Source organism: Thermus sp. KWY1 (genome assembly GCF_057547025.1).
In genome coordinates this window covers 114,227-138,599 of sequence record NZ_BAAJPG010000016.1, presented here as the reverse complement: position 1 = coordinate 138,599, position 24,373 = coordinate 114,227, and the positions used below count along the sequence as shown (strand labels likewise).

At 65.0% G+C, this 24,373-nt stretch carries 28 protein-coding genes and 1 pseudogene; 17 read left to right on the top strand and 12 right to left on the bottom strand.

Features of this window, described 5'->3' with window-relative positions; genetic code table 11:
* Window positions 1-94 precede the first annotated feature (94 nt).
* The 6 genes and pseudogenes from AC27GT_RS04295 (at window position 95) to AC27GT_RS04270 (ending at window position 3,634) form a co-directional block, all read left to right on the top strand.
* The gene (locus tag AC27GT_RS04295) at window positions 95-520 is read left to right on the top strand and encodes an RrF2 family transcriptional regulator (RefSeq protein ID WP_219758586.1); all 426 of its coding nucleotides are present in this window, start codon (window positions 95-97) and stop codon (window positions 518-520) included.
* Window positions 521-567: 47 nt separating this feature from the next.
* A complete protein-coding gene (locus AC27GT_RS04290; protein ID WP_219758587.1) occupies window positions 568-765 on the top strand; it encodes a DUF542 domain-containing protein in 198 nt (65 codons plus the stop codon).
* Window positions 762-1,058: a cupin domain-containing protein gene (locus AC27GT_RS04285; RefSeq protein WP_219758588.1), complete on the top strand. Its 297-nt coding sequence runs from the start codon at window positions 762-764 to the stop codon at window positions 1,056-1,058. The genes AC27GT_RS04290 and AC27GT_RS04285 overlap by 4 nt, the downstream gene beginning before the upstream one ends.
* Window positions 1,055-1,432, top strand: a complete 378-nt coding sequence (locus tag AC27GT_RS04280; protein ID WP_219758589.1) for a hypothetical protein — start codon at window positions 1,055-1,057, stop codon at window positions 1,430-1,432. The genes AC27GT_RS04285 and AC27GT_RS04280 overlap by 4 nt, the downstream gene beginning before the upstream one ends.
* Before the next feature lie 27 nt (window positions 1,433-1,459).
* The gene (locus AC27GT_RS04275; protein WP_219758590.1) at window positions 1,460-2,557 is read left to right on the top strand and encodes a YwiC-like family protein; all 1,098 of its coding nucleotides are present in this window, start codon (window positions 1,460-1,462) and stop codon (window positions 2,555-2,557) included.
* Between the two features lie 55 nt (window positions 2,558-2,612).
* Window positions 2,613-3,634: pseudogene (locus AC27GT_RS04270) on the top strand (S1C family serine protease).
* Here AC27GT_RS04270 and AC27GT_RS04265 read toward each other — a convergent pair.
* Window positions 3,635-4,609, bottom strand: coding sequence for a P1 family peptidase (locus tag AC27GT_RS04265; protein ID WP_219758591.1), 975 nt, complete (start codon window positions 4,607-4,609; stop codon window positions 3,635-3,637).
* 44 nt (window positions 4,610-4,653) lie between these two features.
* On the opposite strand from AC27GT_RS04265, the gene AC27GT_RS04260 reads away from it, so the two are divergent.
* Genes AC27GT_RS04260 through AC27GT_RS04235 form a run of 6 tightly spaced genes read left to right on the top strand, consistent with a single transcriptional unit; the run spans window position 4,654 to window position 10,547 of the window.
* Window positions 4,654-5,715, top strand: coding sequence for a class II aldolase/adducin family protein (locus AC27GT_RS04260; RefSeq protein WP_487223568.1), 1,062 nt, complete (start codon window positions 4,654-4,656; stop codon window positions 5,713-5,715).
* The gene (locus AC27GT_RS04255) at window positions 5,712-6,806 is read left to right on the top strand and encodes a zinc-dependent alcohol dehydrogenase (RefSeq protein WP_219758593.1); all 1,095 of its coding nucleotides are present in this window, start codon (window positions 5,712-5,714) and stop codon (window positions 6,804-6,806) included. Before AC27GT_RS04260 ends, AC27GT_RS04255 begins: the two co-directional genes overlap by 4 nt.
* A 58-nt stretch (window positions 6,807-6,864) precedes the next feature.
* Window positions 6,865-7,902 carry an AAA family ATPase gene (locus AC27GT_RS04250; protein WP_219758594.1) on the top strand — a complete coding sequence of 346 codons (1,038 nt, stop codon included), beginning with the start codon at window positions 6,865-6,867 and terminating at the stop codon, window positions 7,900-7,902.
* Entirely contained in the window at window positions 7,862-8,731 is an 870-nt protein-coding gene (locus AC27GT_RS04245) for a DUF58 domain-containing protein (protein WP_219758595.1), read from the top strand. The genes AC27GT_RS04250 and AC27GT_RS04245 overlap by 41 nt, the downstream gene beginning before the upstream one ends.
* Window positions 8,698-9,618: a vWA domain-containing protein gene (locus AC27GT_RS04240; protein WP_219758596.1), complete on the top strand. Its 921-nt coding sequence runs from the start codon at window positions 8,698-8,700 to the stop codon at window positions 9,616-9,618. The genes AC27GT_RS04245 and AC27GT_RS04240 overlap by 34 nt, the downstream gene beginning before the upstream one ends.
* The gene (locus AC27GT_RS04235) at window positions 9,615-10,547 is read left to right on the top strand and encodes a vWA domain-containing protein (protein ID WP_219758597.1); all 933 of its coding nucleotides are present in this window, start codon (window positions 9,615-9,617) and stop codon (window positions 10,545-10,547) included. Before AC27GT_RS04240 ends, AC27GT_RS04235 begins: the two co-directional genes overlap by 4 nt.
* On the opposite strand, the gene AC27GT_RS04230 is transcribed toward AC27GT_RS04235, so the two are convergent.
* Window positions 10,544-10,828 (bottom strand): hypothetical protein, encoded by a 285-nt coding sequence (locus AC27GT_RS04230; RefSeq protein WP_219758598.1) that lies wholly within the window; start codon window positions 10,826-10,828, stop codon window positions 10,544-10,546. The two genes, AC27GT_RS04235 and AC27GT_RS04230, sit on opposite strands and share 4 nt — an antisense overlap.
* Before the next feature lie 127 nt (window positions 10,829-10,955).
* On the opposite strand from AC27GT_RS04230, the gene AC27GT_RS04225 reads away from it, so the two are divergent.
* Complete coding sequence (locus AC27GT_RS04225) at window positions 10,956-11,810, top strand: cell division protein FtsX (RefSeq protein ID WP_219758599.1); 855 nt, start codon at window positions 10,956-10,958, stop codon at window positions 11,808-11,810.
* 1 nt (window position 11,811) lies between these two features.
* Window positions 11,812-13,104: a murein hydrolase activator EnvC family protein gene (locus AC27GT_RS04220; RefSeq protein WP_219758600.1), complete on the top strand. Its 1,293-nt coding sequence runs from the start codon at window positions 11,812-11,814 to the stop codon at window positions 13,102-13,104.
* Window positions 13,105-13,116: 12 nt separating this feature from the next.
* Here the strand turns inward: AC27GT_RS04220 and hpf are convergent, their stop codons facing one another.
* Window positions 13,117-13,677 carry a ribosome hibernation-promoting factor, HPF/YfiA family gene (hpf, locus tag AC27GT_RS04215; RefSeq protein ID WP_028493812.1) on the bottom strand — a complete coding sequence of 187 codons (561 nt, stop codon included), beginning with the start codon at window positions 13,675-13,677 and terminating at the stop codon, window positions 13,117-13,119.
* Window positions 13,674-14,402: a cell division ATP-binding protein FtsE gene (gene ftsE, locus AC27GT_RS04210; RefSeq protein WP_219758601.1), complete on the bottom strand. Its 729-nt coding sequence runs from the start codon at window positions 14,400-14,402 to the stop codon at window positions 13,674-13,676. The genes hpf and ftsE overlap by 4 nt, the downstream gene beginning before the upstream one ends.
* A gap of 77 nt (window positions 14,403-14,479) precedes the next feature.
* On the opposite strand from ftsE, the gene AC27GT_RS04205 reads away from it, so the two are divergent.
* On the top strand, window positions 14,480-15,805 hold the full coding sequence (locus AC27GT_RS04205; RefSeq protein ID WP_038069989.1) for a S41 family peptidase: 1,326 nt from the start codon (window positions 14,480-14,482) through the stop codon (window positions 15,803-15,805).
* A 118-nt stretch (window positions 15,806-15,923) separates the two neighbouring features.
* On the opposite strand, the gene metG is transcribed toward AC27GT_RS04205, so the two are convergent.
* The 6 genes from metG to AC27GT_RS04175 all read right to left on the bottom strand — a co-directional run bounded on the left by metG (window position 15,924) and on the right by AC27GT_RS04175 (window position 20,206).
* Window positions 15,924-17,807, bottom strand: a complete 1,884-nt coding sequence (gene metG / locus AC27GT_RS04200; protein ID WP_219758602.1) for a methionine--tRNA ligase — start codon at window positions 17,805-17,807, stop codon at window positions 15,924-15,926.
* Window positions 17,808-17,908: 101 nt separating this feature from the next.
* The gene (locus tag AC27GT_RS04195; protein WP_343231583.1) at window positions 17,909-18,247 is read right to left on the bottom strand and encodes a HepT-like ribonuclease domain-containing protein; all 339 of its coding nucleotides are present in this window, start codon (window positions 18,245-18,247) and stop codon (window positions 17,909-17,911) included.
* A complete protein-coding gene (locus tag AC27GT_RS04190) occupies window positions 18,237-18,527 on the bottom strand; it encodes a nucleotidyltransferase family protein (RefSeq protein WP_219758603.1) in 291 nt (96 codons plus the stop codon). Before AC27GT_RS04190 ends, AC27GT_RS04195 begins: the two co-directional genes overlap by 11 nt.
* Window positions 18,524-19,207, bottom strand: coding sequence for a ribose-5-phosphate isomerase RpiA (gene rpiA / locus AC27GT_RS04185; protein ID WP_219758604.1), 684 nt, complete (start codon window positions 19,205-19,207; stop codon window positions 18,524-18,526). Before rpiA ends, AC27GT_RS04190 begins: the two co-directional genes overlap by 4 nt.
* Window positions 19,208-19,209: 2 nt before the next feature.
* Window positions 19,210-19,677 carry a thioredoxin-dependent thiol peroxidase gene (bcp, locus tag AC27GT_RS04180; protein WP_219758605.1) on the bottom strand — a complete coding sequence of 156 codons (468 nt, stop codon included), beginning with the start codon at window positions 19,675-19,677 and terminating at the stop codon, window positions 19,210-19,212.
* Between the two features lie 43 nt (window positions 19,678-19,720).
* On the bottom strand, window positions 19,721-20,206 hold the full coding sequence (locus tag AC27GT_RS04175) for an adenosine diphosphatase (protein WP_219758606.1): 486 nt from the start codon (window positions 20,204-20,206) through the stop codon (window positions 19,721-19,723).
* A gap of 55 nt (window positions 20,207-20,261) precedes the next feature.
* Here AC27GT_RS04175 and mqnC point away from each other — a divergent pair, with 55 nt between their 5' ends.
* Entirely contained in the window at window positions 20,262-21,398 is a 1,137-nt protein-coding gene (gene mqnC / locus AC27GT_RS04170) for a cyclic dehypoxanthinyl futalosine synthase (protein ID WP_219758607.1), read from the top strand.
* Here the strand turns inward: mqnC and trpA are convergent.
* On the bottom strand, window positions 21,395-22,174 hold the full coding sequence (gene trpA, locus AC27GT_RS04165; protein ID WP_219758608.1) for a tryptophan synthase subunit alpha: 780 nt from the start codon (window positions 22,172-22,174) through the stop codon (window positions 21,395-21,397). The genes mqnC and trpA overlap by 4 nt on opposite strands.
* Window positions 22,171-23,388, bottom strand: coding sequence for a tryptophan synthase subunit beta (gene trpB, locus AC27GT_RS04160; RefSeq protein WP_054391703.1), 1,218 nt, complete (start codon window positions 23,386-23,388; stop codon window positions 22,171-22,173). Before trpB ends, trpA begins: the two co-directional genes overlap by 4 nt.
* Window positions 23,389-23,572: 184 nt before the next feature.
* Here trpB and thyX point away from each other — a divergent pair, with 184 nt between their 5' ends.
* A complete protein-coding gene (gene thyX, locus AC27GT_RS04155; RefSeq protein ID WP_487223567.1) occupies window positions 23,573-24,373 on the top strand; it encodes an FAD-dependent thymidylate synthase in 801 nt (266 codons plus the stop codon).

Sequence of the window (24,373 nt, the reverse complement as noted above, 5' to 3'; positions counted from 1 at the left end):
TTTCTAAGAATCCTTCTGGCTAGGAGCTTAACCCTCCTGCTGGTTTTGGCGGAAATGGCACGCCACACGAAGCCGAAAAGGGTAGCATGAGGGCATGCGGCTCCGAACCCTCCTCAAGCGCGATGAATCCTATGCCATCCACGCCCTCCTCCTCCTTGCGGAAGAACCTGGGCTTAGCGCGGCGGAGATCGCCACCAAGCTCAAGGCCCCTCCTGCCTTTATGGCCAAGGTCCTCTCCAAGCTGGCCAAAGCGGGCTTGGTGGAAAGCCGCATGGGCCGAGCAGGAGGGGTGTGGTTAAAAGCTCCCCCAGAGGGGATCACCCTGCTTAAGGTGATGGAAGGCCTCTCCGGACCTGTGGCCCTGGACCTTTGCGCCACCTTGAAGCGCTGCCCCACAGAGGAGAGGCGGGGATTCTGCTACCTCAAGCCAAACCTGGTGCGGATCAACCAGGAAATCCGCAAAGCCCTCGAGGGCCTTACCCTAAAGGATCTCCTGCCCGAAGCTACCCAGACCGCTTGACCCAGGTCATGGCGGTCCAACCCCCCGGGTACCAAGCTAAGGGGGGTATGGTGGAACTCACCATAAAGACCACGGTAAACCAGGTCCTGCAACGCCATCCGGAAGCGGTGAGCTTGCTAAACGAGATGGGCATCGATACCTGCTGTGGCGGAGCCGATTCCCTGGAGGAAGCCGCCCGCCAAGCAGGCAAGGACCCCGAAGAGGTATTGAAGGCCCTCCTGGCCTTTTTGGGGAGGGAAGGATGAACCTCCTGGAGAAGGCCCGCTACGGCCAGGTCCGGAGGGTGGAACTCCTGGCCGATCACCCGGAAGTGCGCCTGGTCCTCTTCAGCCTGCAAAGGGGGCAGGAGGTCCGGGGTAAAGGGGAACCCCGGGTTCACCTGCTTTGCCTCGAGGGGGAGGGCATCTTGTGGGCCGGGGAACGGAGCATCCCCGCCACCCCGGGCACCCTCCTGGCGGCAGAGCCGGGGGAAGCCCATGGGGCCAAGGCCGGGGAGGGAGCCTTCTTGGTGCTTGGCATCCTCACCCCCAGGCCATGAATCCGGCAAGCCGGCTCGCCCTCACCACGGCCCTCCTCTGGTTCCTGGCCGCTGGCCTGGTGGGCCTGCTCCTAGGCCTGGACCTCCTTCCCTATAGCTGGAGGCCCGCCCACGCCCACATGCAACTTCTGGGCTTCGTAAGCCTTATGATCTACGGGGTAGCCTACCACGCCCTGCCCCGGTTCCGGGGGGTGGTCTTCCGCAGGCCGGGACTGGCCCTCTTCCAAGTGCTCCTGGCCAACCTCGGACTTCTGGGGATGGCCCTAGCCTGGGGCCTCGGGCCTGGGACCCACATTTGGGGGCTTTTCGCTCTCCTTTCGCTTTTGGCGGGAAGCCTTTTTGTCCTCCTCATGCTGGAGATACTCTGGGGCTAAGGAACCCTAGGGACTTTGGAGAACGGTATGCGTGCGACAAGCGTTCCCCTTAAAGCCGTAGCCCTTCCCACGGAGCACGGGGGCTGGGGGTTTACCCTAGAGCCCATCCTCCTGGGCCTATTCCTCTCGCCAGGACCCCACACCCTGGGGCTATTCCTCCTGGGCCTTTTCGGGTTTCTGGCCCGGCACCCCTTGAAGCTGGTCTACCAGGACCTAAGGAAGGGCAAACGCTACCCCCGCACCGAGCTGGCCTTAAAGGTGGGCGGGGCCTATTTGGCCCTGGCCCTTCTGGGCCTTCTCCTTGCCGCCTTGACCGCCAAAGGCCCCTTCCTCCTCCCCCTTCTTTTGGCGGTGCCCTTGGGGGTCTACATGCTCTGGGCGGATGTCTCAAACCGCTCCCGGGACCTTTTCCCCGAGATCGCCGCCGCCTTGGCCATGGCTTCCTTGGCCCCTGCGGGGGTTTTGGCAGGAGGCTTGGAGCCGGGGATCGCTTTGGGAAGCTTTCTCGCCTTGGCCATCAGGGACATCGCCGCCCTGTACTATGCCCGCACCCAGGTGCTCAGGGCCCGGGGAAGAAACCCCAAGCATTACCCCGCCCACCTGGCCCTCTGGACCTCCTTCCTCCTTGCCCTCCTTCTTCAAGGCCAAGGGCTTCTGCCTGCTCCCACTACCCTTGCCCTTTTCCTCCTGGCCTTTTATGGAAGTCTCGCCCTCTTGAGACCACCGGTGGAGGCCAGGATCATCGGCTGGACCCAGATGGGCTTTGGCCTTTTGGTGGTCCTGGCCACCGCTTTGGGTTATACCCTTGAGGGCCTTCCCACCGCCCTTTTGGGGGTGCCGCTTCTGCACCGGTTCCTGGGATGGACCCTGGTGGGACTGGCCTTTCTGGCAGGGCTTTACCTCCTCCTGCGGAAGGAGATAAACAGGCCCGTCCGCCTTCTCCTGGGGCTTTACGACCTGAACGCCCTTTTGGGCCTCCTCTACCTGGCCTTTCTCTGGAAACCCCTCCCTCACCCCCTCCTGGCCCTCATGGGGGTGGGCCTCCTCCACCTCCTCCTGCAAAAACCCCATCCCTGGCCTGGGATTGGCTTCCTCCTCCTGGGATTCCTCCTTCTTTGGCACTGAGGCCCATGGTGGGCGGAACCACCCTCTTCCCCCCGCCACCTGGGAAAATGGAAGCATGAGGAAAGCCTGGGGGATTCTCCTCCTTCTTCCCTTGGCCGGGGCCCTCTACGCCCTGTGGAGCCAGCCTGTACAGCTTTGGGGTAGGCCAGAGAACGTAACTTGGGAACTGGCCCAGGCGCCTCCTGAACGCCTGCAGGAGGTCTACACCAGGGCCCATCCCGCCGTCTTGCGCATAGACGGCCCGGAGGGAAGCCGGGGCACGGGGTTCTTTTACCGGGAGGGCCTCGTCCTTACCGCCTACCACGTGGTGGCCGAGGGCGGGCCTTATACCCTGGTGCTCTCCAACCAAAAGCGGGCCACGGCCACCCTTCTCGGTTTCGCCGAGCCCATGGACCTGGCGATCCTGGCCACGGAGGCCCGGGCCCCCGCCCTCCTTTCCCTGGAAACCCAAAGGCGCCCCCAGGTGGGCGAAGCGGTCTTGCACATCGGCAACGGGCGCAACCAGTTCATCGCCCCCCGGTATGGGCGCATCACCCGGCTTTTCGTGGACCCCTCGCCTTTTCTTCCCCAGGGCCTGGTGGAAACCAGCCTCCCCCTTTCCCCTGGGGATTCGGGAGGACCTGTGCTGGACCTCGAGGGGAAGGTGGTGGGGGTAGCGGTGGCCATCGGCCAGACGGAGGAGGGCTTCCGGAGTTTCTTCACCCCGTTCCTGGGCCGGGGCCAGGTCCTGGCGGAGATGGAAGGGGGTAAGCGAAGCTACTGGCCCTACCTGGGCCTGAAGGGTCCAAGGGGCTTAACCCCGGAGCTGGCCCAGGAGCTGGGCCTGCCCCCGGGTGGGGTGCTGGTGGGCGAGGTGGTCCCGGGCGGGGCCGCCCACCGGGCAGGGCTAAGGGGCCTGGAGGCAGGGGGGTGCCGGATGTGATCCTCGAGGTCAACGGGGTCAAGGTGAACAGCTTCGAGGACCTCCTGCGGGAGGTGCGCCGCTACCAGGTGGGGGACAGGATCCGCCTTAGTGTGCGCCGGGGCGGGGAGGTCCTCCAGGTGGAGGCGGAGCTCGCCCCCTTTCCCGGAAGGTGATCAGCCCATGAGGTCCCGGTAAGCGGGGATCCCCGGCGCACTCCCTGAAAGGAGCACCGCCCGAAGGATCGCCCGGGTTACGGCGTCGGCGGCGTAGGCCCCGAGGCGCAAGAGGGTGTAGGGGTCCACCCCTTTCCCCTCCCCCAGGGCCAGGGCGAAGACCAGGTCCCCATCCAGGGGCGTATGGGCCGGACGGATGGCCCGGGCAATCCCGTCCTGGGCCACGATGGCAAGCCTCCTGGCCTGGGCCTTACTCAGGGGCGCATCCGTGGCCACCACCACCAGGGTGGTGTTCTGGCCCAAAAGGAAAGGGTAACGGTAGTCCTCAGGCCTTCCCTGGTAGCGGGAGCGGTCCGGCAGAAAGGCCCTTTCCTCCTCCGCAAGGAGATCCTCCCCGTAAAGCCTCCCCGTCTGGGGGTCAAAGGGCCGGCCCAGGCTGTTGACCGCCACCAAGGCCATGACCCGGTGGCCTTCCTCCAGAAGGTACCCCGCCAGGCCCACCCCGCCCTTGACTCCCCCCGCCACCGCCCCCGTGCCCGCCCCCACGCTACCCTCCTCCACCCTCTCCCCTGCGGCCAAGGCCGCCTGGTACCCTGCCTCCACCCCGGGCGGGCGGTGGATCCTCCCCCGGCCCAGGTCGTAGAGGACCGCCGCGGGCACGATGGGCACCACACCCCCTGGGGTGGGGAAGCCCTTTCCCCTTTCCGCCAAGAAGCGCATGACCCCATCCGCCGCCCTTAGGCCGAAGGCGCTTCCCCCGGTAAGCAGGATGGCCTGCACCTTCTCCACGGTGTTCTCCGGGGACAGGAGGTCGGTTTCCCGCGTACCGGGAGCCGCCCCCCGCACGTCCACCGCTCCCACCGCTCCCTCTTCCACCAGGACCACGGTGGAGCCGGTGAGGGCCTCGAGGTCGGTGAAATGCCCCACCCTTAGCCCGGGGACCAGGGCCCGGCTACCCCCTAAGGCTTCCACCATAGGACCAGTATGGGGTAGGCTAAGGACCAGAGCAAGGAGGGCATATGTGGGAGTACTTGATCCACGGTGAGCCTTCTCCTAACGTCCGGGCTTTTCTGGAAGGACTGGGGAAAGCCCTGGAGGCCCACGGGTTTCGCCATAACCCTCAGGCCGAGGCTCCAAACCTGGTGCTGAACGCCATCTCCCTGGAAAACCCACGCCCCTATCGCCGGCGGGCCCAGGCCACCTTCGTGGCCTCGGTACTGGAGCTTCCCGCCTTTCCCGAAAACCCCCTCCAGACCCTCTACCCCTACCTGGTCCGGGCTCTTTCCAACGTGCTCCTGGCCTATGTGCCCCACCAGGGGGTCAAGTTCCTCACCCTGGAGCTCGGGCACTACGACGAACCCAACGGGGAAGGGTTTTACGAGAGGGTGGCCGGGCGCCTCAGGCCCATCGCCTGTAGCCGCCTGGTCATCAACAACATCTTCCACACGGACCTCGAGCCCGAGCTCTGGCAAGGGGACGAGCTTACGGAAAGCATGTACCGGGCGGGGAAGAAACTCAAGGAGTGGGACCTCCTTCCTGCTCCCTTCCCCATCGAGGAGATCCTGCCCCCCGAGGACCTGCGGCATGTCAAACGGCTTTACGGCATCGGGGGACTTTCCTACGGCAACCTCTCCGTGCGCAAGGACGAGCGCCGCTTCTGGATGTCCGCAAGTGGGGTGGACAAGGCCAACCTGAAGGAGATCGGCCGGGACATCCTCATGGTGAAGGACTACGACCCCCAGCGAAACGCCATCCTCCTCTCCGTACCCCCTCATGTGGAAACTAGGCGGGTCAGCGTGGACGCCATCGAGCACTGGATGATCTACCGGGAACACCCCGGGGTCGGGGCCATCCTGCACGTGCACGCCTGGATGGAAGGGGTTCCCGCCACCCCCTTCAACTACCCTTGCGGCACCTACGAGCTGGCCCAGGCGGTGGCAGAAAAGGTGCGCCAGGCCCCTGACCCCACCCGGGCGGTGGTGGGCTTGAAAAACCACGGCCTCACCATCACCGGGCGCAGCCTGGACGAGATCATGGAGCGGATAGAGGGTAAGCTCATCCGCACCGTGCCCATGTCATGAAGGCCCTCCTCTACACCCCTTCCCTTCCCCGCTTCTTCGCCGCCAGGGTCCTGGGCAAGCGATTTCCCAAGGGCCTTCTACCCCTAAGCCTCACCGAACTTCCCCTTCCCGAACGGCAAGGCTTCGTACGGGTGAGGGTCAGGCTAAGCGGGGTTTGCGGCTCGGACCTGGCCCTTCTCTACGGGAAAAGCCCCCCATCCATCAGCCCCTTTTTCTCCTTTCCCGCCGTCCTTGGCCACGAGATCCTGGGGGAGGTGGAGGGAAGCCTGGTGGCGGTAAACCCTCTCCTCACCTGCGCCGACCGCGGCCTTCCCCCCTGCCCAAAGTGCCAGGAGGGCGAGGAAGGCCTATGCCAGAACGTGGCGGAAGGATCCCTGGCCCCAGGGATGCTGGGCTACAACCGGGACCTGCCCGGGGGCTGGGGAGAGTGGATCCTGGCCCGGCCCGAACGGCTTTACCCCATCCCAGCCCACGTCCCCGAGGAACGGGCCGTGCTCACCGAGCCCCTGGCGGTGGTGGTGCGGGGCCTTACGAAGCTGAAGCCCTGGCCCAAGGAGGTCCTGATCCTGGGCATGGGTACTTTGGGCCTTCTGGCCCTCCAGGCCCTTAGGGCCCTGGGGTTTTCCGGAAAGGTCTATGCGGTGGCCAAGTACCCCCACCAGGCGGAGCGGGCTTTGGCCTTCGGGGCGGATGGGGTCTATGGAAGCGCCAAAGAGGCCCTGCTGGAGCGGGCCAAGCGCTATCGCTACCTCCTCTTTGAAGGGTACCGGGGTGGGTACGAGGCGGTCCTCGAGGCCTCGGGAAGCGGGGCGGGTTTCCGCCAGGCCCTTACCCTGGCCCAGGAAGGAGGCCGGGTGCTCCTCCTGGGGGCCCCTGGGCTGGACTGGGCCGACCTCTCTCCCTTCTGGTTCAAGGAGGTGGGCCTGGTGGGAAGCTACACCTATAGCCCCGAGGAGTTTGCTCAGGCGGTGGGACTCCTTCCCGAGCTGGTGGGCCTCGAGGCCCTCATCGGGGGCATCTTCCCTCTTACCGACTGGCAAAAAGCCCTCTCCGCCAAGGGCAAGGCCCTGTTCCGGCCAAATGTGTCCTGAAGGGGAGTATCCCCTGGTCTGGGGGGCTATACTCCTGGGAAACCCTTAGGGGGTGGGTATGGCCTGGGAAGAGGAACCCTTCTTGGCGGCAGGGGAAAGGCTTCGGGCCCTCCTGAAGGAGGTCAAGCGGGTCATCGTGGGCCAGGACCACCTCCTGGAGAGGATGCTGGTGGCCCTTCTCGCCCGGGGCCATCTCCTGATCGAGGGGGTGCCGGGGCTGGCCAAGACCCTGGCGGTGAAGACCCTGGCCCAGGCGGTCGGGGGGAACTTCAAAAGAATCCAGTTCACTCCCGATCTGGTGCCCGCCGACCTCCTGGGAACCCGCATCTACAACCCCAAGGAAGGGGAGTTCAAGACCGAGCTCGGTCCCATCTTCGCCCACCTCCTTCTGGCGGACGAGATCAACCGGGCCCCGGCCAAGGTGCAGTCGGCCCTCCTCGAGGCCATGCAGGAGCGCCAGGTGACCCTGGGCAAGGAAACCTATCCCCTACCCAAGCCCTTCCTGGTGCTGGCCACGCAAAACCCCATAGAAAGCGAGGGCACCTATCCCCTGCCGGAAGCCCAGCTGGACCGCTTCCTTCTCAAGGTGGTGGTGGGCTACCCTGCCTTCCACGAGGAGCTCCTCATCGTGGGGCGCATGACCACGGGGGAGGAGATCCAGGTGGCCCAGGTGCTTTCCCTGGAGGAGGTTTTGGAGCTTTCCCGCCTGGCCGACCGCGTCTACGTCCATCCCAAGGTGGCCGAGCACGCCGTGGCCCTGGTCCAGGCCACCCGGGATCTGGAAAGGGCGGGGCTTAAGGACCTGAAGCCCTTCGTGGCCTACGGGGCAAGCCCCCGGGCCTCCTTGGCCCTGGTTCAGGGGGCCAAGGCCCTGGCCCTGGTCCGGGGGCGGGCCCACGCCCTGCCGGAGGATGTGCGGGACCTGTACCTGGACGCCCTCCGCCACCGCGTGATCCTCTCCTACCAGGCCCTGGCGGAGGGCGTGCGGGTGGAGGACGTGCTGGAAGCCATCCTCAACCGCCTTCCCCCGCCCTTCGTGCCCCTTCACGACCCCTATGGAGACGCCCGAAGCCCTCTTGGCCCGCCTGGAGCTTAAGGTGGTACGTCCCCTGGACGGACTCCTCTTCGGGGACTACCGGGGGGTGTTCTACGGCAAGAGCCTGGAGCTGGCGGAGATCAGTCCCTATGCCCCCGGGGACGAGGCCGAACGCATCGACTGGCCCGCCACGGCCCGGACCGGGGAACTCCACGTGCGCCGCTTTCGCGAGGAGCGGGAGCTCACCCTGTGGCTCCTCCTGGACGGAAGCCCCTCCATGCGCTTTGGCTCTAGGAGGCGGGAAAAGTACACCCTGGCCCTGGAGCTGGCCCTGAGCGTGGCCTATATCGCCCTCCGCCACGGGAACCGCGTGGGAACTATTCTGCCCTCGGGCCTCCTGCCCCCTCGAGGAGGGAAGGCCCAGGCCCTCCTCCTGGCCCGGGAGGCCCTCAAGGGCGGGAAGGCGCTTTCCCTGGGGGAAGCCTTGGGGCTTCTGGAGCGGGTGGCCAGGCGCCGGAGCCTGGTCTTCGTCTTCTCGGACTTCCTGGACACCTTTTCCGCTCCCTTTTCCCGCCTGGCCGCCCGGCACGACCTGGTGGGGGTCTTGGTGGAGGACCCCTTGGAACGAGCCCTGCCCCGGGCAGGGGTGCTCTCCTTCGTGGACCCGGAAACCGGGGCCCAGGTGGAGGTGAACACCCTGGACCCAAGGGTGCGGGAAGCCTACCGCCTCCGGGCGGAGGCCCTCAGGGCCGCCAGGATGGGGGAGATCCTCAAGGCGGGTGCCGATCTCCTGGTGGCCTCCACGGAGATGGACCTGCTTCCCCTCCTCCTCAGCTTCGTGGAAAGGAGGCGCAGGTGGCCTTCAAAAGCCCCGAGGGCTTCCTCCTAGGCCTTCTCCTCCTGGGCGCAGGAGGGCTTCTCCTCTGGCTTTTAGAGCGGGCCGGGCGGAGGCGGCTTCTCTCCGCCTTGGACCCCGCCTTCCTCCCTGGGCCTAGGCCCCTACCCCTTCCCTTCCTCCTGGCCCCTCTTTTCCTTCTCCTGGCGGCAGGCCGCCTCGAGGCCAGCCTTCCCTGGCGGGAGAACCTGACCCAGGCCCTGCTGGTGGTGGACACCAGCCACTCCATGGCCGCGGACGACGAGGCCCCCACCCGGCTGGAGCGGGCCAAGGCCCTGGCCCAAAGCTTCCTTCGCAGCCTGGATCCCTCGGTCAAGGTGGGGCTGGTGAGCTTCGGACCCCAGGCGGTCCTGGTCCTCTCCCCTACCCGGGACCGCCAGGCCCTCCTTAAGGCCCTGCAAGGCCTCAAACCCGGGGGCACCACCCCTTTGGGCCAGGGCCTTCTCCAGGCCCGGCGGATCCTCCGGCCCAAGGGGCCAGAGGGGGATCTTCCCCAGGCAAAATCCCCCGCCGCCATCCTCCTTCTTTCCGACGGAGCGGCCAACACAGGGGGCGATCCCCTCGAGGCGGCTAAAGAACTCTCCCGGGCAGGCCTCCCCGTCTTCGTGCGTCCCCTGGGCGACCCCAGGGGGGCGGTGAGCCGCATCGGGGAGGGGCTTTACTTCGTGCCCACCAACCCCACAAGCCTCCTGCGCCTGGCCCAGGCCACCGGGGGCCAGGTGCTCGGCGAGGATTTCCAACCCCTCTACCGGGCCCTCCGCCCCTACCGGGTGTGGCGGACCCAGACCCTAGACCTCACCCAGGCCTTGGTGGTGGCGGGTCTTCTCTCCTTTTCCTTCGGCGCTTACCTGCACCTGACCCGGGAAGGGAGGTGGCCGTGAGCCTGCAGGCCCCCGAGGCTTTAAGCCTTCTCCTCCTTTTGGCCTTCCTGCTCCTGGGCCTCTACTCAAAGCGCCCCAAAGCCCGCCTGCCCCATCCCTTGGTCCCCCTGCTCCAGCAAGCGGCCCGGGAGTCCCGGGGCGTGCTTCCCTGGCTGCCCCCGGCCCTCTTTCTCCTGGGGCTTCTCCTCCTGGTCCTGGCGGCCACCCGCCCCCTCCTGCCCCTGCCCGGCCAGGCGAGCCGGAACGTGGTGATCCTGGTCATGGACGTAAGCCGCAGCATGATGGCGGCCGACCTGAAGCCAAGCCGCCTCGAGGCGGCCAAGGAAGCCGCCCGGGTCTTCCTCCGCGAGGCGCCGAGGGCCCTAAGGATAGGGCTCGTGGCCTTCGGCAGCCATGCCCAGACCATCCACCCCCCCACCACCGACCGCAGGCTCCTGCGGGAGAGCCTGGACAGCCTGGAGTTCGGCCGCTCCACGGCCATCGGGGAGGGAATCCTGGAAGCCCTGCGCAACATCCGCGAGGCCGGGGGCGAAGGGGAGATCCTCCTCCTGACCGACGGCAGGAACCGAACAGGGAAAGACCCTTTGGAGGCGGCGGCCGAAGCCTCCGGCATGGGGGTGCGCATCTACGCCGTGGGGGTAGGGGTGCCGGGATGGACCCCGGGCCCCGAGGATCCGGTGAGCGTCTTTGGCTTCTTCCCGGGAGCCTTTGAGGTGGACGAGGAACTCCTCTGGGCCCTGGCGGAGTTCACCGGGGGACGGTATTACCTGGTGGCCTCGGAAAAGGAGCTTTCCGACCTCTACCGGAAGCTCGCCCGCTCGGTTCGCCTCGAGGTCATGCCAGGGGAAGCCACCGGGCTCCTGGGGGTCCTGGGAGGGTTTTTGGCCCTCTTAGGGGTGGCCTTACGGCGTTATCTCTTTCCCGCCTAGGACCCGCCAAAGGGGTTAGGAACGGGCTCCACCGGGAAAAGCTCCTGGGGCTCACCCCCAGGCACCGGGAGCATGCGGAAAAACTCCCCGTTCAAGAAGAGGTAAACCTGGGGTTCGCATCCCTCCCCGCCTGGGGAAGGAAGTTGCTGAACAGGTATAGGCCCCAAAACCCAGGAAGCAGGGGCTCCCCGCAAGGACCCGCTCCCGGGTAGCCGCCCCATCCAGGCCACCCCCACCCCAAGAAGCCCTCCCAGGGCCAGACCCAGTAGAAAAGGCTTCATACCCCTTAGGGTAGCAGCCCGGGCAAGAAGGGCAGGTCGGGGAGCACTTTTCCAGCCATACCCCCGCCAACCCCTTCTTGATCCCCTCCCAAGCCTTTTCTCAAGCCAGGAGCGTAAGATGTAAAGCATGTACGCCCTGCACGAGGGCCTGCGGCAGATCCTCCGCCACCCCACGGCCAGCCTCGCCACCTTCTTCACCGCCCTCGTATCCTTTGCCCTGCTTTACTTCCTGGGCCTTGTCCTTTGGAACCTGGAGCGGGTGGTGCATACCCTGGAGCGGGAACTGGAAGTGGCGGCCTTCCTGCAAAAGGAAGCCAACGTGGAAGCCCTCCTCACCGAGATCCAAGGCTGGCCGGAAGTGGGCGAGGTGCGGCTCCAAAGCAAGGAGGAGGCCCTGGCCCAGCTGGTCCTGGACTACCCCTACCTGGCCGAGGCCAAGGACTTGGTGGAAAATCCCTTGCCCGACACCCTGCGCCTGAGGCTTAAGGATCCGGAGGCGGTGCGCAAGGTGGCGGAAAGGCTACGAAGGCTTCCAGGGGTAGAAGGGGTAGAGTACGGGGGGGAGCTTACGGAAAGGCTGGTCCAGGTGCTATCCGGAAGCCGGCTGGCCATGGGGGTCCTGGTGGGGCTCCTTCTCCTCAACACCTTCTTCAGCGTCATGGGCTCCATCCGACTATCCTTAGAAAGTCGCAAGGAAGCCCTGGGCATCATGCTCCTGGTGGGAGCCACCCGGCGCTTTATTCAGGCTCCCTTCGTGGTGGAAGGGATCCTGCTCACCCTGGGAGCAAGCCTCCTGGCAGTGGTCTTCGGTAGCCTCCTCTACCGGGGCCTAGCGCAGGCCCTCCAGGGGCTCCTTCCCTTCCTCCCCGTGCTGGGGGTCAAGGACCTCTGGGAGACGGGTCTCATGGTCCTGGCCCTGGCAGTGGTTCTCGGGGCCGGTGGAGCCTTCATGGCCACCCGGGCCTACCTGAGGGAAGTCTAGGATGCGCCCTTGCTGGCTTCTCCTCTTCTTGCTTTTGTGCCAAGGCCTTCTCCCATGGGCCTTGGGCCAGAACGTGCCCGCCCAGGAGCGCACCGTGCGCAACCTGGAAGGCCAGCTGAACCAGGCCAAGGCCCTCGAGGAGCAAAGCCAAAGGCGGATCCGGATCCTGAACCAGGAGCTTTCCCGCCTCTCCACCCGGGTGGAGAACCTGCTCAAGGAGAAGGCCCGTCTGGAAGGAGAGATCACCCGGTTAGAGAGGGAACGCGCCGCCTTAAGCCGGCAGATCGCCCAGCTGAAAGAGGAGATACGCCAGACGGAAGGGCGCATCGCCCAACTGGAAAAGGACCTGGAAAGCCTCAAGGAACGGCTCCAGGCCCTGATGCGAAGCCTACACCGGGAAAAGGCGGGCCGCTACCTACCCCTCCTCAGGGCCCAGTCCTTCACCGACCTGGCGGTCCGAGCCCGCTGGGTGGGGTACATCTCAAAGCGGGATGCGGACCTGGTCCATGCCCTTCAGGCCACCCTGAAGGCCCTAAGGGAAGAACGGGAGCGCTTAGGCCTTCTCCTCGCTGACCTCACCGCCAAGGAAAAGGCTCTCGGGGAAACCCAAAGGACCCTCGAGGGGCAGAAGAAGGAGCTGGAGGCTACCCTCTCCAGCCTGGAGCGGGAAGCTCAGGGCAAACGAGCCCTCCTGCGGGAGGCTCTACAGGAAAGGCAACGCCTGCAAGCGGAGCTGGCCCAGCTCCAGGCCCGGGTCCTGGCGGAGAGACAACGCCTCCTGGAGCTCAAGCGCCAGGAGGAGGAGCGGAGAAGGCAGGAGGAGGAACGGCGTAGGCGGGAAGCCGAGCGCCGCCAGGCCGCGGCCCAGCCAGCGCCCCGGGAAGCCAGCGTGGTGGTGCCCCCTCCCCCCTTACCCGCCACCGTGGGCCGGTTGGCCTTCCCCGTGCCCGGGGGCAGGATCCTGGTGCCCTACGGGCAGGAAGGACCTTTCCAGGTCATCCAGGGTCCAGCCCCGGGAAGCCCCGTGCAGGCAGCCGCGGAAGGGTACGTGGCCGGAATCCTCTACCTGCCCAACCTGGGCTACACGGTGATGCTGGTGCACACGGAAACCCTCTCCACCGTCTACACCAACCTGCAAGAACCCCTGGTGCAGGAAGGGCAAAGGGTAGAGCGAGGCCAGCTCGTCGGCTACACGGGGGGAGGCCTTCTCATCCGCCCGGAGGAGCTGGAGTTCAGGGTGGCAGTACGCGTAGGCGGAGAGACCCGCTTCGTGGATCCCTCCGCCTACTACTAAGGGCCTTGAAGGCTATGCGGGCTCGATAAGCCCGTAGTTGCCGTCCTTACGGCGATAGATCACGTTGATCTCGTCGGTCTTGGCGTTGCGGAACACGAAGAAGTCGTGGCCCAAAGCCTCCATCTGGAAGGCCGCCTCCTCGGGGTCCATGGGCTTCATCTCGAAGCGCTTGACCCGGACGATTTTGGGACCCTCCTCTTCCTCGGGCTTGCGCAGGGCCTCGAGGTCCTGCACCTCGGGGGGCGGAGGCCCCTGGTACGAGTGGCGCTTACCGATAAAACGGCGCTCCTTGAAGCGCTTGAGCTGGGTTTCCAGGCGGTCCACCATGCGGTCGATGGCCGCGTAAAGGTCGGGATCCTCCTCCTCCACCCTGACGAGCCCCCCGGGGAGGTCCACCTGCACCTCGGCCTTGGCCTTGCGGGCCACGTGATTACTACCCGCCAGGGAGAGAACCACCTTGGCCATGAGCTCCCCGTTCTGGTAGCGGTCCAGGCGGGAGAGCTTCCGCTCCACGTAGTCCCGGATGGCGTCGGTGATCTCCAGGTTGCGACCGATGAGTTTGTAGACGTTCATGCGCCCTCCTTTCCGCCCCGGTCAGGGCTTTCCCTTACCCTTATGCTACCACCTTCCCCAGGACGTTCGTCCCGCACCACCTGCCCGGCCTTCAGGACCACCACCCGCGCCGGATAGGCCTCCAGAAGCTCCCGGCTGTGGGTGGCCACCACCACCGTGGCCCCCCGCTGGTGAGCAGCCTTGAGAATATCCAACACCTGAAGGGCGTTATCCGGGTCCAGGTTCCCCGTGGGCTCGTCCGCCAGGATCACGGGGGGGTCCAGAAGCAAGGCCCGGGCTATGGCCACCCGTTGGGCCTCCCCCACGGAAAGCTCCTCGGGAAAGGCCCTTTTCTTGTGAACGAGCCCCACCCGGCGCAGGGCGGTGGCGATCCGCTCTCCCCACTCCCTGGAAGGAATCCCCTGCACCCTAAGCACAAAGGCCAGGTTCTCCTCCACCGTCATGTCGGAAAGGAGGCGGTGGTCCTGGAAGACCATGCCGATCCGGCGGCGGTGAAGGGCCACCTGGTTCCCCCTGAGGAGCTTAAGGTTCTGCCCAGCAAAGTACACCGCCCCCTGGGTGGGAAGAAGGCGGCGGAGGATAAGGGCGAGCAAGGTGGACTTCCCAGCCCCGGAGTGGCCCACCACGTAGACGAACTCCCCCTTCTTCACCTCGAGGCTCACATTGTAAAGCGCCTTGGTCCCCGTGCGGGGGTACTCTAGGCCCACCCGGTGGAAGGCGATCATGCTCCTACTATACGGAAGGCAGGCCAGACTTTCTTCTCATGGAAAGGCGCTATAGTGGAAGCTAGGTGAGGGAAGAGATGAAAAAACGCGCATGGCTCATCGCAGGGCTCGGGGTGGTCCTGGCCCTGGTATACGCCCAGCTTCCTCGTCCCCAGGCGGAAAACCTCTTGCAGAACCCCAACGGCCAGGCCCTCCTGGAGGTCTACCAGAGGATCCAGCAGGACTACCTGGAACCCCTGCCCCGGGAGAAGCTCAACGCCCTCCTGGAAGGGGCCATCGGGGGGATGGTTTCCGCCTTGAAGGACCCCTTCACCAGCTACTCCCCGCCCCAGCGGGCAAGCCTCCGGCAGGAGGACCTCAGGGGAGAGTTCTTCGGCATCGGGGCCACCCTTTCCCCCGCCAACCCTGACGGCACGGGGGCCAAGATCGAAGGGGTGATGAAGGGCCTTCCCGCTCAGCGGGCCGGGATGCGGGCCGGGGATGTGATCCTGGAGGTGGACGGGGAGGATGTGACCGGCCTGCCTCTCCAGGAAGTGGTGGCCAGAATCCGCGGCCGCGAGGGCACCAAGGTCACCATCAAGGTTCGTCGGGAAGGCACCCCCGCCCCCCTGGTCTTTGAGCTCATCCGGGAAAAGGTGGAGATCATCTCGGTTTCCACGGGCAGGATCGGGGACGTGGGCTACATCGCCTTGGAAACCTTTGCCAACTTCAAGGTGGAGGACCAGCTGAAGCGGGCCATAGACGAGCTCAAGGCCCAGGGCATAAAGAAGCTCATCTTTGACCTTAGGGACAACGGAGGGGGTCTCCTGGACCAGGGTTGCGCCGTGGCCAGCGCTTTCCTAAAGGAGGGACCCATCGTCTATACCCGCACCAAAAACCTCACCCGGGTCTGGTGCGAGGCCTCGGGGAAGCCTTTATGGGATGGCCCCATGGTGGTCCTGGTGAACGGGAACTCGGCCTCCGCCAGCGAGATCGTGGCCGGGGCCCTCCAGGACTACGGCCGGGCCAAGGTCATCGGGGAGAAGACCTTCGGCAAGGGCGTGGGCCAGACCCCCTACACCCTGGCCAACGGGGGCGAGCTCACCCTGGTCACCTTCGAGTGGCTCACCCCCAAGCGCCGGGCCATCAACAAGGAGGGCCTGAAGCCCGACATCGAGGTGAAGGACACCCGCTTCCCCACTCCCTTCTCCTTGCAAGGGGCCGGGGCACCGCCGGGGGCCGAGGTCAGCGTAACCTTAAACGGCAAGACCGTGAAGGTGAAGGCCGACGCCGAGGGCAAGTTTACCTACGCCGAACCCCAGCGCCAGCGGCCTCTTCCCGAGGACCGGGGCCAGGCGGTCTTGGACCTGGAGCAAGACGCCATCCTCAAGCGGGCTTTGCAGGAGCTTAACGCCACCCGTTAGCCTGGGAGGAAGGCTAAAGGGGCCGGGTTTTCCCGGCCCCTCTAAACCACCCCACCCTGGCTCTGCCAGGGTGGGGGCTCTGGTAGTTCCTTCCTCTACACCCCTCTTGCGCCAAGGGCTATTTCACCACCGCCCCCGGGGGGATATCCCCCTCCACGGTGACCAGGGTGAGCTTATCCCCTTCCGAAGCCGCCAGGATCATACCCTGGCTCTCCACGCCCCGGAGCTTGGCGGGTTTCAGATTGGCCACCAGCACCACCTTCTTCCCCACGAGCTCCTCGGGGCGGTACCAGCGGGCGATTCCGGAAACCACGGTGCGCTCCTCGTTCCCCAGGGAAAGCCTAAGCACCAGAAGCCTGTCGGCGTTGGGATGCTTCTCCGCCGCCACTACCTCCGCCACCCTCAGCTCCACCTTGGCAAAGTCCTCTATGCTGATGGAACGATCCTCTACGCTATCCTCCATTTTGCCCTCTCCGGAGCTCCTGGCCTCCTCCCTGGGAGCCTCCTTGGGAAAGAGAACCCCCGCCTCCTGGGGAAGGGGAAGGGGTTCCGCCAGACCCCAGCGCTCCGCCTCCTCGAGGCGCACCTCCTCCCTCAAGCCCAAAGCTCGGCGCAGCTCGGCCATCTTGTCCGGCATGGTCGGGGTAAGGAGGATAGAGGCAATCCGCAGGCCCTCCACCACCCGGTAAAGCACCGCCCTAGCCTCCCTCGGATCCTCCTTGAATAGCTCCCAGGGACGCTTTTCGTTAATGTAGCGGTTTAGGGCCTTCACATAGGCCATGGTCTCCTCGAGGGCCACGTGGAAGCGGAGGTCCCGCACCAGCCCCCTTAAACGCCCCGCAAGCCGCGTCCCCTCCTCCAGCTCCTCCCCGGGAACCAGCTCGGGGATGCGCCCTTCAGCGAAGCGGAAGAGCATGGCCCGGGTGCGCTGGAGAAGGTTGCCCAGGTCATCGGCCAAATCCGCCTCGTACCTGGCCCTCAGGGCCTCCTCGCTCACGGGCGTATCCTGGCCATAGGGAATCTCCCGCAAAAGGTAGTACCGCACCGCATCCCGGCCATACTTCTCCGTGAGGGCAAAGGGATCCACCACATTTCCCAGGGTCTTGCTCATCTTCCGCCCATCCGGCCCGAGCAGAAACCCTCCCACGTTCAGGTGCCGGTACATGGGAATCCCCGCCGCCTTCAGCATGGTGGGCCAGAAGACCGCGTGGGGCTTCAGGATGTCCTTGCCGATCAGGTGCCAAGCCTGCGGCCAGAAGGTGGCGTAGCGGGGATCATCGGGGTAGCCTAGGGCGGACACGTAGTTGAGGAGGGCGTCAAACCAGACGTAGGTTACGTGGGCTTCATCCCAGGGTAAGGGGATACCCCAGGGAACCCGGGCCTTGGGCCGGGAGATGGAAAGATCCCCGACGGGCTCGGAGAGCATGGAGAGCACCTCGTTCCTGTACCCTTCAGGACGGATGAGGTCCGGATGGGTCTGGAGGTAATCTATGAGCCACTCCCGGTACTTCTCCATGCGGAAGAAGTAGTTCCCCTCCCGCCTCCTCTCCACGGGCCGGCCGTGAATGGGGCAGAGGTCCCCTTGAAGCTCCTTCTCCGTGTAGAAGCGCTCGCAGCTTACGCAGTAAAGCCCCTCGTACTCCCCGTAGTAGATGTCCCCGGCCTCGTAGACCCTTTGCAACACCCTTTGCACCACCCGCTTGTGCCGCTCCTCGGTGGTGCGGATGAAATCGTCGTAGGCGATGCCCAAAAGCTCCCAGGCCTTGCGGAAGCGCTGGGATACCCGGTCCACAAACGCCTGGGGTTCCTCCCCTGCCCTCTGGGCTGCCCGGTAAACGGTCTCCCCGTGCTCATCCGTGCCGGTTAGGAAGAAGGTTTGGTACCCGTCCAACCGGTGCCAGCGGGCCAGGAAATCCGCCACCACCGTGGTGTAGGCGTGGCCCAGGTGGGGTTCTGCGTTCACGTAGTAGATGGGGGTAGTGATGTAAAAAACTTTTTCCATCCCTCCTCCAAGAAAAACCGGGGCATGCGCCCCGGGCGGGAAGGTCCTTCCCGCCCTAGCCCAAAGGCATGCCCTTCACAACCCCGATTCTACACCCAACCCTAACCTTGCTGCAAAACCCGCTCTACCCAGGCATAAAGCTGCGGCACCTTGTTCCTCACCACGTCCCAGACCAATTCCAGGTCTACACCAAAATAATCGTGGACCACCACATCCCGAAAACCGGCTATCTTCCGCCACTCCACTTCCGGATGGGCAAGCTTAAAGCCCACAGGAGGCCGCTTAACGGCCTCCCCTATCACCGTGAGGTTGCGGAGGACAGCGTCTACGGTTCGCTCGTCCTCCAAAAAAGCCTCATACGACATCCCCTCCGTGTAGCGCACAATCCGCTGACACGCCAAGAATATGTCTTCCAATAACAAGGAGGGGTCACGCGACACGCAGGCCTTCCCGCTCCACGATCCGCCGCAAGGAGGGCTTTAGCGCCCTCAAACGAACCACGTCCACAGGTACACCCAAAAGGTCTTCCAGGTAAAGCTTTAAAGCCATGAGGCGATCAAAGGAAACCGGCTCTATAAGCTCAACAGCCACGTCCAAATCGCTTCCAGGGCCGGCCTCTTTTCGTACAAAGGACCCAAACAAGAAGAGGTCCTTCACACCCAGGGCTCGAAGTTCGTCCCTATGAGCACGCAAGCGAGCCAGGATCTCCTCGAGGCTCATGGCAAAATCTCCTCCACCCCCATGGGTCCCGCCACCAGGGCCCGGGTGGCGAGCCCCACGAAGATCCCCGTTTCCACCACCCCGGGGATCTCCAAAAGAGCCTTGTGGAGGCCCAAAGGATCCCCAATGGGGCCAAAGCGCACATCGGCGATGAGGTGGCCCCCGTCGGTGAAATAGACCTCATCCCCGTTCATCCTCAGCTCCGGCTCCCCCCCAAGGGAACGGATGGCCCTTAGGGTGGCCAGGTGGCCAAAGGGCACGATCTCCACCGGCACCACCCCGCGGCCTAATACCGACACCTTCTTGGTGTGGTCGGCGATGACGATGAACTCCCTGGCGTTGCCCTCCACGATCTTCTCCCGCAAAAGAGCCCCACCAAGGCCCTTGATAAGGGAGAGGTCCGGAGCGATCTCGTCAGCCCCGTCAATGGCCAGGTCCACCCCCTCTGGCGGAAGATCCACCAGGGGAATCCCCTCCCTCAGGGCCAGGTCCTTGGTGGCCTCCGAGGTGGGAACTCCCTTAACCCCCCTAAGCTCCCCTTCCCTCAACCGCCGGGCCAACTCCAAGACGGCATACCTAGCCGTGGACCCCGTGCCCAAGCCCACCACCATGCCATCCTGCACAAAGGCCACCGCCGCATGGGCAGCCTCCTTCTTGTAGCTTTCCAAAGGCCTTTCCATCCTCAAGACCCCCTCAGGGCCCGCAGGGCTTCCGCCACCTCCTCGGCGTGGCCCTCCGGGGAAACCTTGCGCCAGACTTTGGCAATCCGGCCCTCGGGATCGATCAGGAAGGTCTGGCGCAAAACCCCCTCGTACTCCTTGCCGTAAAGGTTCTTCTTCCCCCAAGCCCCGTAGGCCAGGATGATCTCCCGCTCGGGATCGGCAAGAAGGGGAAAGTTCAAACCGTACTTCTCAGCGAAGCGCTTATGGCTTTGGACATCGTCCGCCGACACCCCAAGCACCACGGCACCCAGCTCCTGCAGATCCCCCATGCGGTCGCGGAAGCCGCAGGCCTCCTTGGTGCAACCCGGGGTGTCGTCCTTGGGGTAGAAGTAGAGAACCACCCACTTCCCCCGGTAATCGGAAAGCCGGTGAATCCGCCCCTCCTGGTCCGGCAGGGCAAAGTCGGGCGCAGCAGTTCCAGGCTCCATGAGGGCATCTTACCCCAAGCCCCCGAGCATGGCTAAGGGGGCGCTAAAGTTTATAGCCAAAACGGCGGAGAAGGTCCTTGCGCCAGGCCACCTCGGCGTCGTCCTCCACCCCCAGGGGCTTAAAGCCATCCATGACCCCCAGGATGGCCCGCTGCTCCCCTTCTTCCGCCACCACCACCTGGAGAGCATTGGCAGTGGCGGCATAGATGTGCACCACCTCCGGGCAGGCCTTCACCGCATGGAGCACGTTGATGGGGTAAAACCCCTCCCCTAAAATAATGAGGAAGCTGTGCCCTGCTGCCAGGTTGAGGAGGTTCTTGACCGCAAGTTCGGTAAGCTCGGGATCGGTGCCCGAGCGCCGCACCAGGCGCTTGCCGCTGGCCTCGGAAAAGGCCAGGCCGAACTTGATGCCTGGCACGGCGGTCACCAAAGCCTCGTGCAAGTCCTCCACCGTCTTGATGAAGTGGGCCTGGCCCAGGATGGCATTCAGGTTTTCCGGCTTCTCGATGGGGATTATCTTGAGTTCCATGCCTACATTTTACCCGTGGCCCAGCCTCCAACCGGCGAAGCCAGAAGGGTGTAGCATGAGGCCCATGGATGTGCTGGAAAAAGCCGTGGCGGGAGAAAGGCTTTCCGAAGCGGAGGTCATGGCCCTCTTTGACCTACCCCTTCCCGAGCTGGCCGCCGCCGCCCACGAGGTGCGCCTTCAGAAAACCAATCCGGAGGTGGTCACCTTCCTCATAGACCGCAACATCAACTACACCAACGTCTGCACTGTGGCCTGCGCCTTCTGTGCCTTTTACCGCACCCGGCGGCAAGAGGACGCTTACACCCTCACCTACGAGGAGATCGCCAGGAAGGTGGAGGAACTCTACCAGGTGGGGGGAAGACGCATCCTGATGCAAGGAGGCGTTAATCCGGACCTGCCCTTGGAGTGGTACCTGGACCTCCTGCGCTACCTCAAGAACCGCTTCCCCGACCTGCGCATCGACGCCTTCAGCCCCGAGGAGATGCTGGGGCTGGAACGGCTTACCGGGCTTAAGGCTGGGGAGATCCTGGAAAAGCTGATGGAGGCTGGCCTGGACGGGATGCCGGGGGCCGGGGCGGAGATCCTGGTGGACGAGGTGCGGCACAAGGCCGCCCCTGCCCGCATCCAGACCGCCGACTGGTACCGCATCGTGGACGCCGCCCAGGCCCTGGGGCTTTACACCCTGGCCAGCATGGTGATCGGTTTCGGGGAAGGCCCAAGGGAGCGCACCCTTCACCTCTTAGGTATCCGCACCCAGCAAGACAAGGCCCTGAAGCAGTACCGGAACGGCTTTGCCGCCTTCGCCCTTTGGACCCTGCAGGTGGAGCACACCCGCCTGAAGGGCAAGGCTCCCGGGGCCACCGCTCACGAGTACCTGAAAACCCTGGCCATCGCCCGGCTCGCCCTGGACAACTTCGCCCACCTCCAGGCTTCCTGGCCCACCCTGGGGTTCAAGGTGGCCCAGACTGCCCTTTACTACGGAGCCGACGACTTCGGTAGCACCATGTTGGAGGAAAACGTGGTCTCGGCGGCAGGGGGGCACGGGCGTACCCACGCCACGGTGCGGGAGATCGTGCGCCACATCGTGGACGCGGGCTTCAAGCCCGCAGAGCGGGATCCCCTTTACCGCATCCTGCGGTATCCGGACCCCAAGGCCGTCCTGGGAGAGGAAGCCGAGCTTCCCCTGGCCTAAGCGGGCTCCTTTTGCATAAGCCCTTGACGGATCTCCTCGAGGAGAGGAGCCAGGGGCCGGCCCCCCTCGAGGGCCCGCACCAAGGCGCTTCCCACCACCACCCCGTCGGCCACCGCCGCCTGGGCCGCGGTTTCCCGCCCCGAAACCCCAAAGCCCACGGCCACGGGCAAGGAGGTTTTGGCCTTGATCCGCCGCACCAGGTCCCGCACCTCGTCGGGAAGGCGCTCCCGCTCCCCGGTGACCCCGGTGACGGAAACCGCATAGATGAACCCGGTGGCGTAGCCCACCACGGTTTCCACCCGCCTGTCCGTGGAGGTGGGGGCTAGGAGAAATACCGTTTCCAGGCCGATCTCCTGCGCCAGGCGCACCAGGGAAGGGTCCTCATCGGGAGGAAGGTCGGGCAGGATGAGGCCCGTGGCCCCCGCCTGCTTGAAAAGGCTGAAGAACCGCTCCGGCCCCCAGGCCAGCACGGGGTTCAGGTAGGTCATGAGGTAAAGGGGCTTTTCGGTGAGGGCCCGCACCTCCCGGAAGAGCTCCAAAACGCCCTGGACGCTCATCCCCTTCCTCAAGGCCTCCTCGCTGGCCCGCTGGATCACAGGGCCATCCCCCAGGGGATCGGAGTAGGGGAGGCCAATCTCCAAAAGATCGGCATAGGGCAGTACCTCCTTCACCGCCTGCAAGAACCCCTCCCGGCTAGGGAAGCCCGCGGTGAGGTAGGGGATTAATGCGGCCCGGCCCTCAGCCTTGGCCCGGGCGAAGGCTTCCAGCGTGGTCATAGCTCCCCTCCCAAAAGGCGCATCACCTCGGTCACGTCCTTATCCCCCCGGCCCGAGAGGTTGATGACCACGATCTGGTCCTTGTCCATCTCCGGGACCACCTTGGCGGCGTGGGCGATGGCATGGGCGGACTCCAAGGCGGGGATGATCCCCTCGAGGCGGGCAAGGAGCTTGAAGCCCTCGAGGGCCTCCTCATCCGTCACCCCAGCGTACTCGGCGATGCCCTGGTCGGCGTAGTAGCTGTGCTCCGGTCCCACCCCAGGGTAGTCCAGCCCGGCGGAAACCGAGTGGGCCGGGGTGATCTGGCCATCGTGGTCGTAGAGGAGGTACATGTAGCTTCCGTGAAGCACCCCCCGCTTTCCCGCCCCGATGCTGGCGGCGTGCCTGCCGGTGGAAAGCCCTTCCCCGGCGGCCTCCACCCCAATGAGCCGGGGGCGCTCCCTCTCGGGAAGGTAGGCAAAGGGAGCGAAGAGACCGATGGCGTTGGACCCTCCCCCCACGGCGGCGATGAGGGCGTCGGGGTAGCGGCCAAAAAGCTTGAGGCTTTGCTCCTTCACCTCCTCCCCGATCACGCTTTGGAACTCCCGCACCATCATGGGGTAGGGGTGGGGGCCCACCACCGAGCCCAGGATGTAGAAGGTGGTGCGCACATGGGTGAGCCAGTCCCGGATGGCCTCGTTGGTGGCGTCCTTAAGGGTACGGCTTCCCGCGGCCACGGGCCGCACCTCCGCCCCCAGAAGCTTCATGCGGAAGACATTCAGGGCCTGCCGCCTTACATCCTCCTCCCCCATGTAAACCACGCATTCCAGGCCAAAGAGAGCGGCCACCGTGGCCACGGAAACCCCGTGCTGCCCGGCGCCGGTTTCGGCGATGACCCGCTTCTTGCCCATGCGCCGGGCCAGGAGGGCCTGGCCCAGGGTGTTGTTGATCTTGTGGGCCCCGGTGTGCAAAAGGTCCTCCCGCTTCAGGTACACCTGGGCCCCGCCCCAGTACTCGGAAAGCCTCCTGGCGTGGTACAGGGGAGTGGGCCGACCGGCAAAGGTCTTGAGGTAGTACTCAAGTTCCGCCAAGAATGCCGGGTCCTTCTTGGCCTCCCTGTAGGCGGCCTCCACCTCCTCCAGGGCCGGGATCAAGGTTTCGGGAACGTACCTTCCTCCGTAAGGACCGAAGCGCCCTCGAGGGTCGGGCAGGGGAAAGTCTGGCAACCTCAACATACTCGCTCCGAAAATGGGCGCACAGGCGCCACAAAGCCTATCCATCCTACATGCCGCAAGCCCTTAGAGCCAAGGTCAAGAGGGCCTGTAGCGCCCGTGCCGCCACTTGTAGGCAAAGGGGGTGCGGACCCGCATGAGCTTAGGGTAGACCCCTTTGGCCCAAAGGGCAAGTAGACTCAAGGGCATGGAGATTGCGGTTTTGGACAAGGGGTTCGTGCGCCTGGTGGAGGTGATGGGAAGCGATGCCTCCATCGTCCAGGCAGCCAGGGTCTCCTACGGCTCCGGCACCAAGACGGTGCGGGAGGATGCCGCCCTTATCGACTACCTCATGCGCCACCGCCACACCAGCCCCTTTGAGATGGTGGAGTTCAAGTTCCACGTGAAGGCTCCCATCTTCGTGGTGCGCCAGTGGTTCCGCCACCGCACCGCCAGCGTGAACGAGATCTCCGGTCGCTACTCCGTCCTCAAGGAGGAGTTTTACGAGCCACAAGCGTGGCGGAAACAAGCCCGGCGGAACAAGCAGGGTTCCGAGGGGGAGCTTTCCGATGAGGAAGCCTCCCTTCTCCTCAAAGGGGTGGAGCGGGAAGCCTACCAGGCCTACCAAACCCTTCTGGAAAAGGGGATCGCCCGGGAGATGGCCCGCATGGTCCTGCCCCTAAACCTCTACACCGAGTTCTACTGGAAGCAAGACCTCCACAATCTTTTCCACTTCCTGGCCCTGCGCCTGGACCCCCATGCCCAGTGGGAAATAAGGCAGTACGCCAAGGCCATTGCTGAAATAGTGAAGGCCCATGTGCCCCTGGCCTGGCAGAGCTTTGAGGAGCACGTATTAATGGGAGCCCATCTCTCCCGTACGGAGCTTAAGGCCCTCCAGGGGCTTCTCACCCCGGAGCTTTACGAAAAGGCCCTCAAAGAGCTTGGTTTGTCCGGTTCCAGGCTCCAGGAGGCCCTGGAAAAGATCTTCCCACCCGGCCACCAGCTCTAG

Excerpts from the sequence above, each read along its gene's own strand:
- ftsE (WP_219758601.1), bottom strand. The coding sequence starts at position 14,402 with ATGATCGCCTTCCACCGGGTGGGCCTAGAGTACCCCCGCACGGGGACC.
- AC27GT_RS04280 (WP_219758589.1), top strand. The coding sequence starts at position 1,055 with ATGAATCCGGCAAGCCGGCTCGCCCTCACCACGGCCCTCCTCTGGTTC.
- AC27GT_RS04175 (WP_219758606.1), bottom strand. The coding sequence starts at position 20,206 with ATGGAACTCAAGATAATCCCCATCGAGAAGCCGGAAAACCTGAATGCC.
- AC27GT_RS04220 (WP_219758600.1), top strand. The coding sequence starts at position 11,812 with ATGCGCCCTTGCTGGCTTCTCCTCTTCTTGCTTTTGTGCCAAGGCCTT.
- AC27GT_RS04230 (WP_219758598.1), bottom strand. The coding sequence starts at position 10,828 with ATGAAGCCTTTTCTACTGGGTCTGGCCCTGGGAGGGCTTCTTGGGGTG.
- AC27GT_RS04285 (WP_219758588.1), top strand. The coding sequence starts at position 762 with ATGAACCTCCTGGAGAAGGCCCGCTACGGCCAGGTCCGGAGGGTGGAA.
- AC27GT_RS04295 (WP_219758586.1), top strand. The coding sequence starts at position 95 with ATGCGGCTCCGAACCCTCCTCAAGCGCGATGAATCCTATGCCATCCAC.
- AC27GT_RS04225 (WP_219758599.1), top strand. The coding sequence starts at position 10,956 with ATGTACGCCCTGCACGAGGGCCTGCGGCAGATCCTCCGCCACCCCACG.
- AC27GT_RS04290 (WP_219758587.1), top strand. The coding sequence starts at position 568 with ATGGTGGAACTCACCATAAAGACCACGGTAAACCAGGTCCTGCAACGC.
- trpB (WP_054391703.1), bottom strand. The coding sequence starts at position 23,388 with ATGTTGAGGTTGCCAGACTTTCCCCTGCCCGACCCTCGAGGGCGCTTC.
- bcp (WP_219758605.1), bottom strand. The coding sequence starts at position 19,677 with ATGGAGCCTGGAACTGCTGCGCCCGACTTTGCCCTGCCGGACCAGGAG.
- AC27GT_RS04255 (WP_219758593.1), top strand. The coding sequence starts at position 5,712 with ATGAAGGCCCTCCTCTACACCCCTTCCCTTCCCCGCTTCTTCGCCGCC.
- AC27GT_RS04260 (WP_487223568.1), top strand. The coding sequence starts at position 4,654 with ATGTGGGAGTACTTGATCCACGGTGAGCCTTCTCCTAACGTCCGGGCT.
- hpf (WP_028493812.1), bottom strand. The coding sequence starts at position 13,677 with ATGAACGTCTACAAACTCATCGGTCGCAACCTGGAGATCACCGACGCC.
- AC27GT_RS04205 (WP_038069989.1), top strand. The coding sequence starts at position 14,480 with ATGAAAAAACGCGCATGGCTCATCGCAGGGCTCGGGGTGGTCCTGGCC.
- thyX (WP_487223567.1), top strand. The coding sequence starts at position 23,573 with ATGGAGATTGCGGTTTTGGACAAGGGGTTCGTGCGCCTGGTGGAGGTG.
- trpA (WP_219758608.1), bottom strand. The coding sequence starts at position 22,174 with ATGACCACGCTGGAAGCCTTCGCCCGGGCCAAGGCTGAGGGCCGGGCC.
- metG (WP_219758602.1), bottom strand. The coding sequence starts at position 17,807 with ATGGAAAAAGTTTTTTACATCACTACCCCCATCTACTACGTGAACGCA.
- AC27GT_RS04190 (WP_219758603.1), bottom strand. The coding sequence starts at position 18,527 with ATGAGCCTCGAGGAGATCCTGGCTCGCTTGCGTGCTCATAGGGACGAA.
- rpiA (WP_219758604.1), bottom strand. The coding sequence starts at position 19,207 with ATGGAAAGGCCTTTGGAAAGCTACAAGAAGGAGGCTGCCCATGCGGCG.
- AC27GT_RS04250 (WP_219758594.1), top strand. The coding sequence starts at position 6,865 with ATGGCCTGGGAAGAGGAACCCTTCTTGGCGGCAGGGGAAAGGCTTCGG.
- AC27GT_RS04275 (WP_219758590.1), top strand. The coding sequence starts at position 1,460 with ATGCGTGCGACAAGCGTTCCCCTTAAAGCCGTAGCCCTTCCCACGGAG.
- AC27GT_RS04265 (WP_219758591.1), bottom strand. The coding sequence starts at position 4,609 with ATGGTGGAAGCCTTAGGGGGTAGCCGGGCCCTGGTCCCCGGGCTAAGG.
- AC27GT_RS04245 (WP_219758595.1), top strand. The coding sequence starts at position 7,862 with ATGGAGACGCCCGAAGCCCTCTTGGCCCGCCTGGAGCTTAAGGTGGTA.
- mqnC (WP_219758607.1), top strand. The coding sequence starts at position 20,262 with ATGAGGCCCATGGATGTGCTGGAAAAAGCCGTGGCGGGAGAAAGGCTT.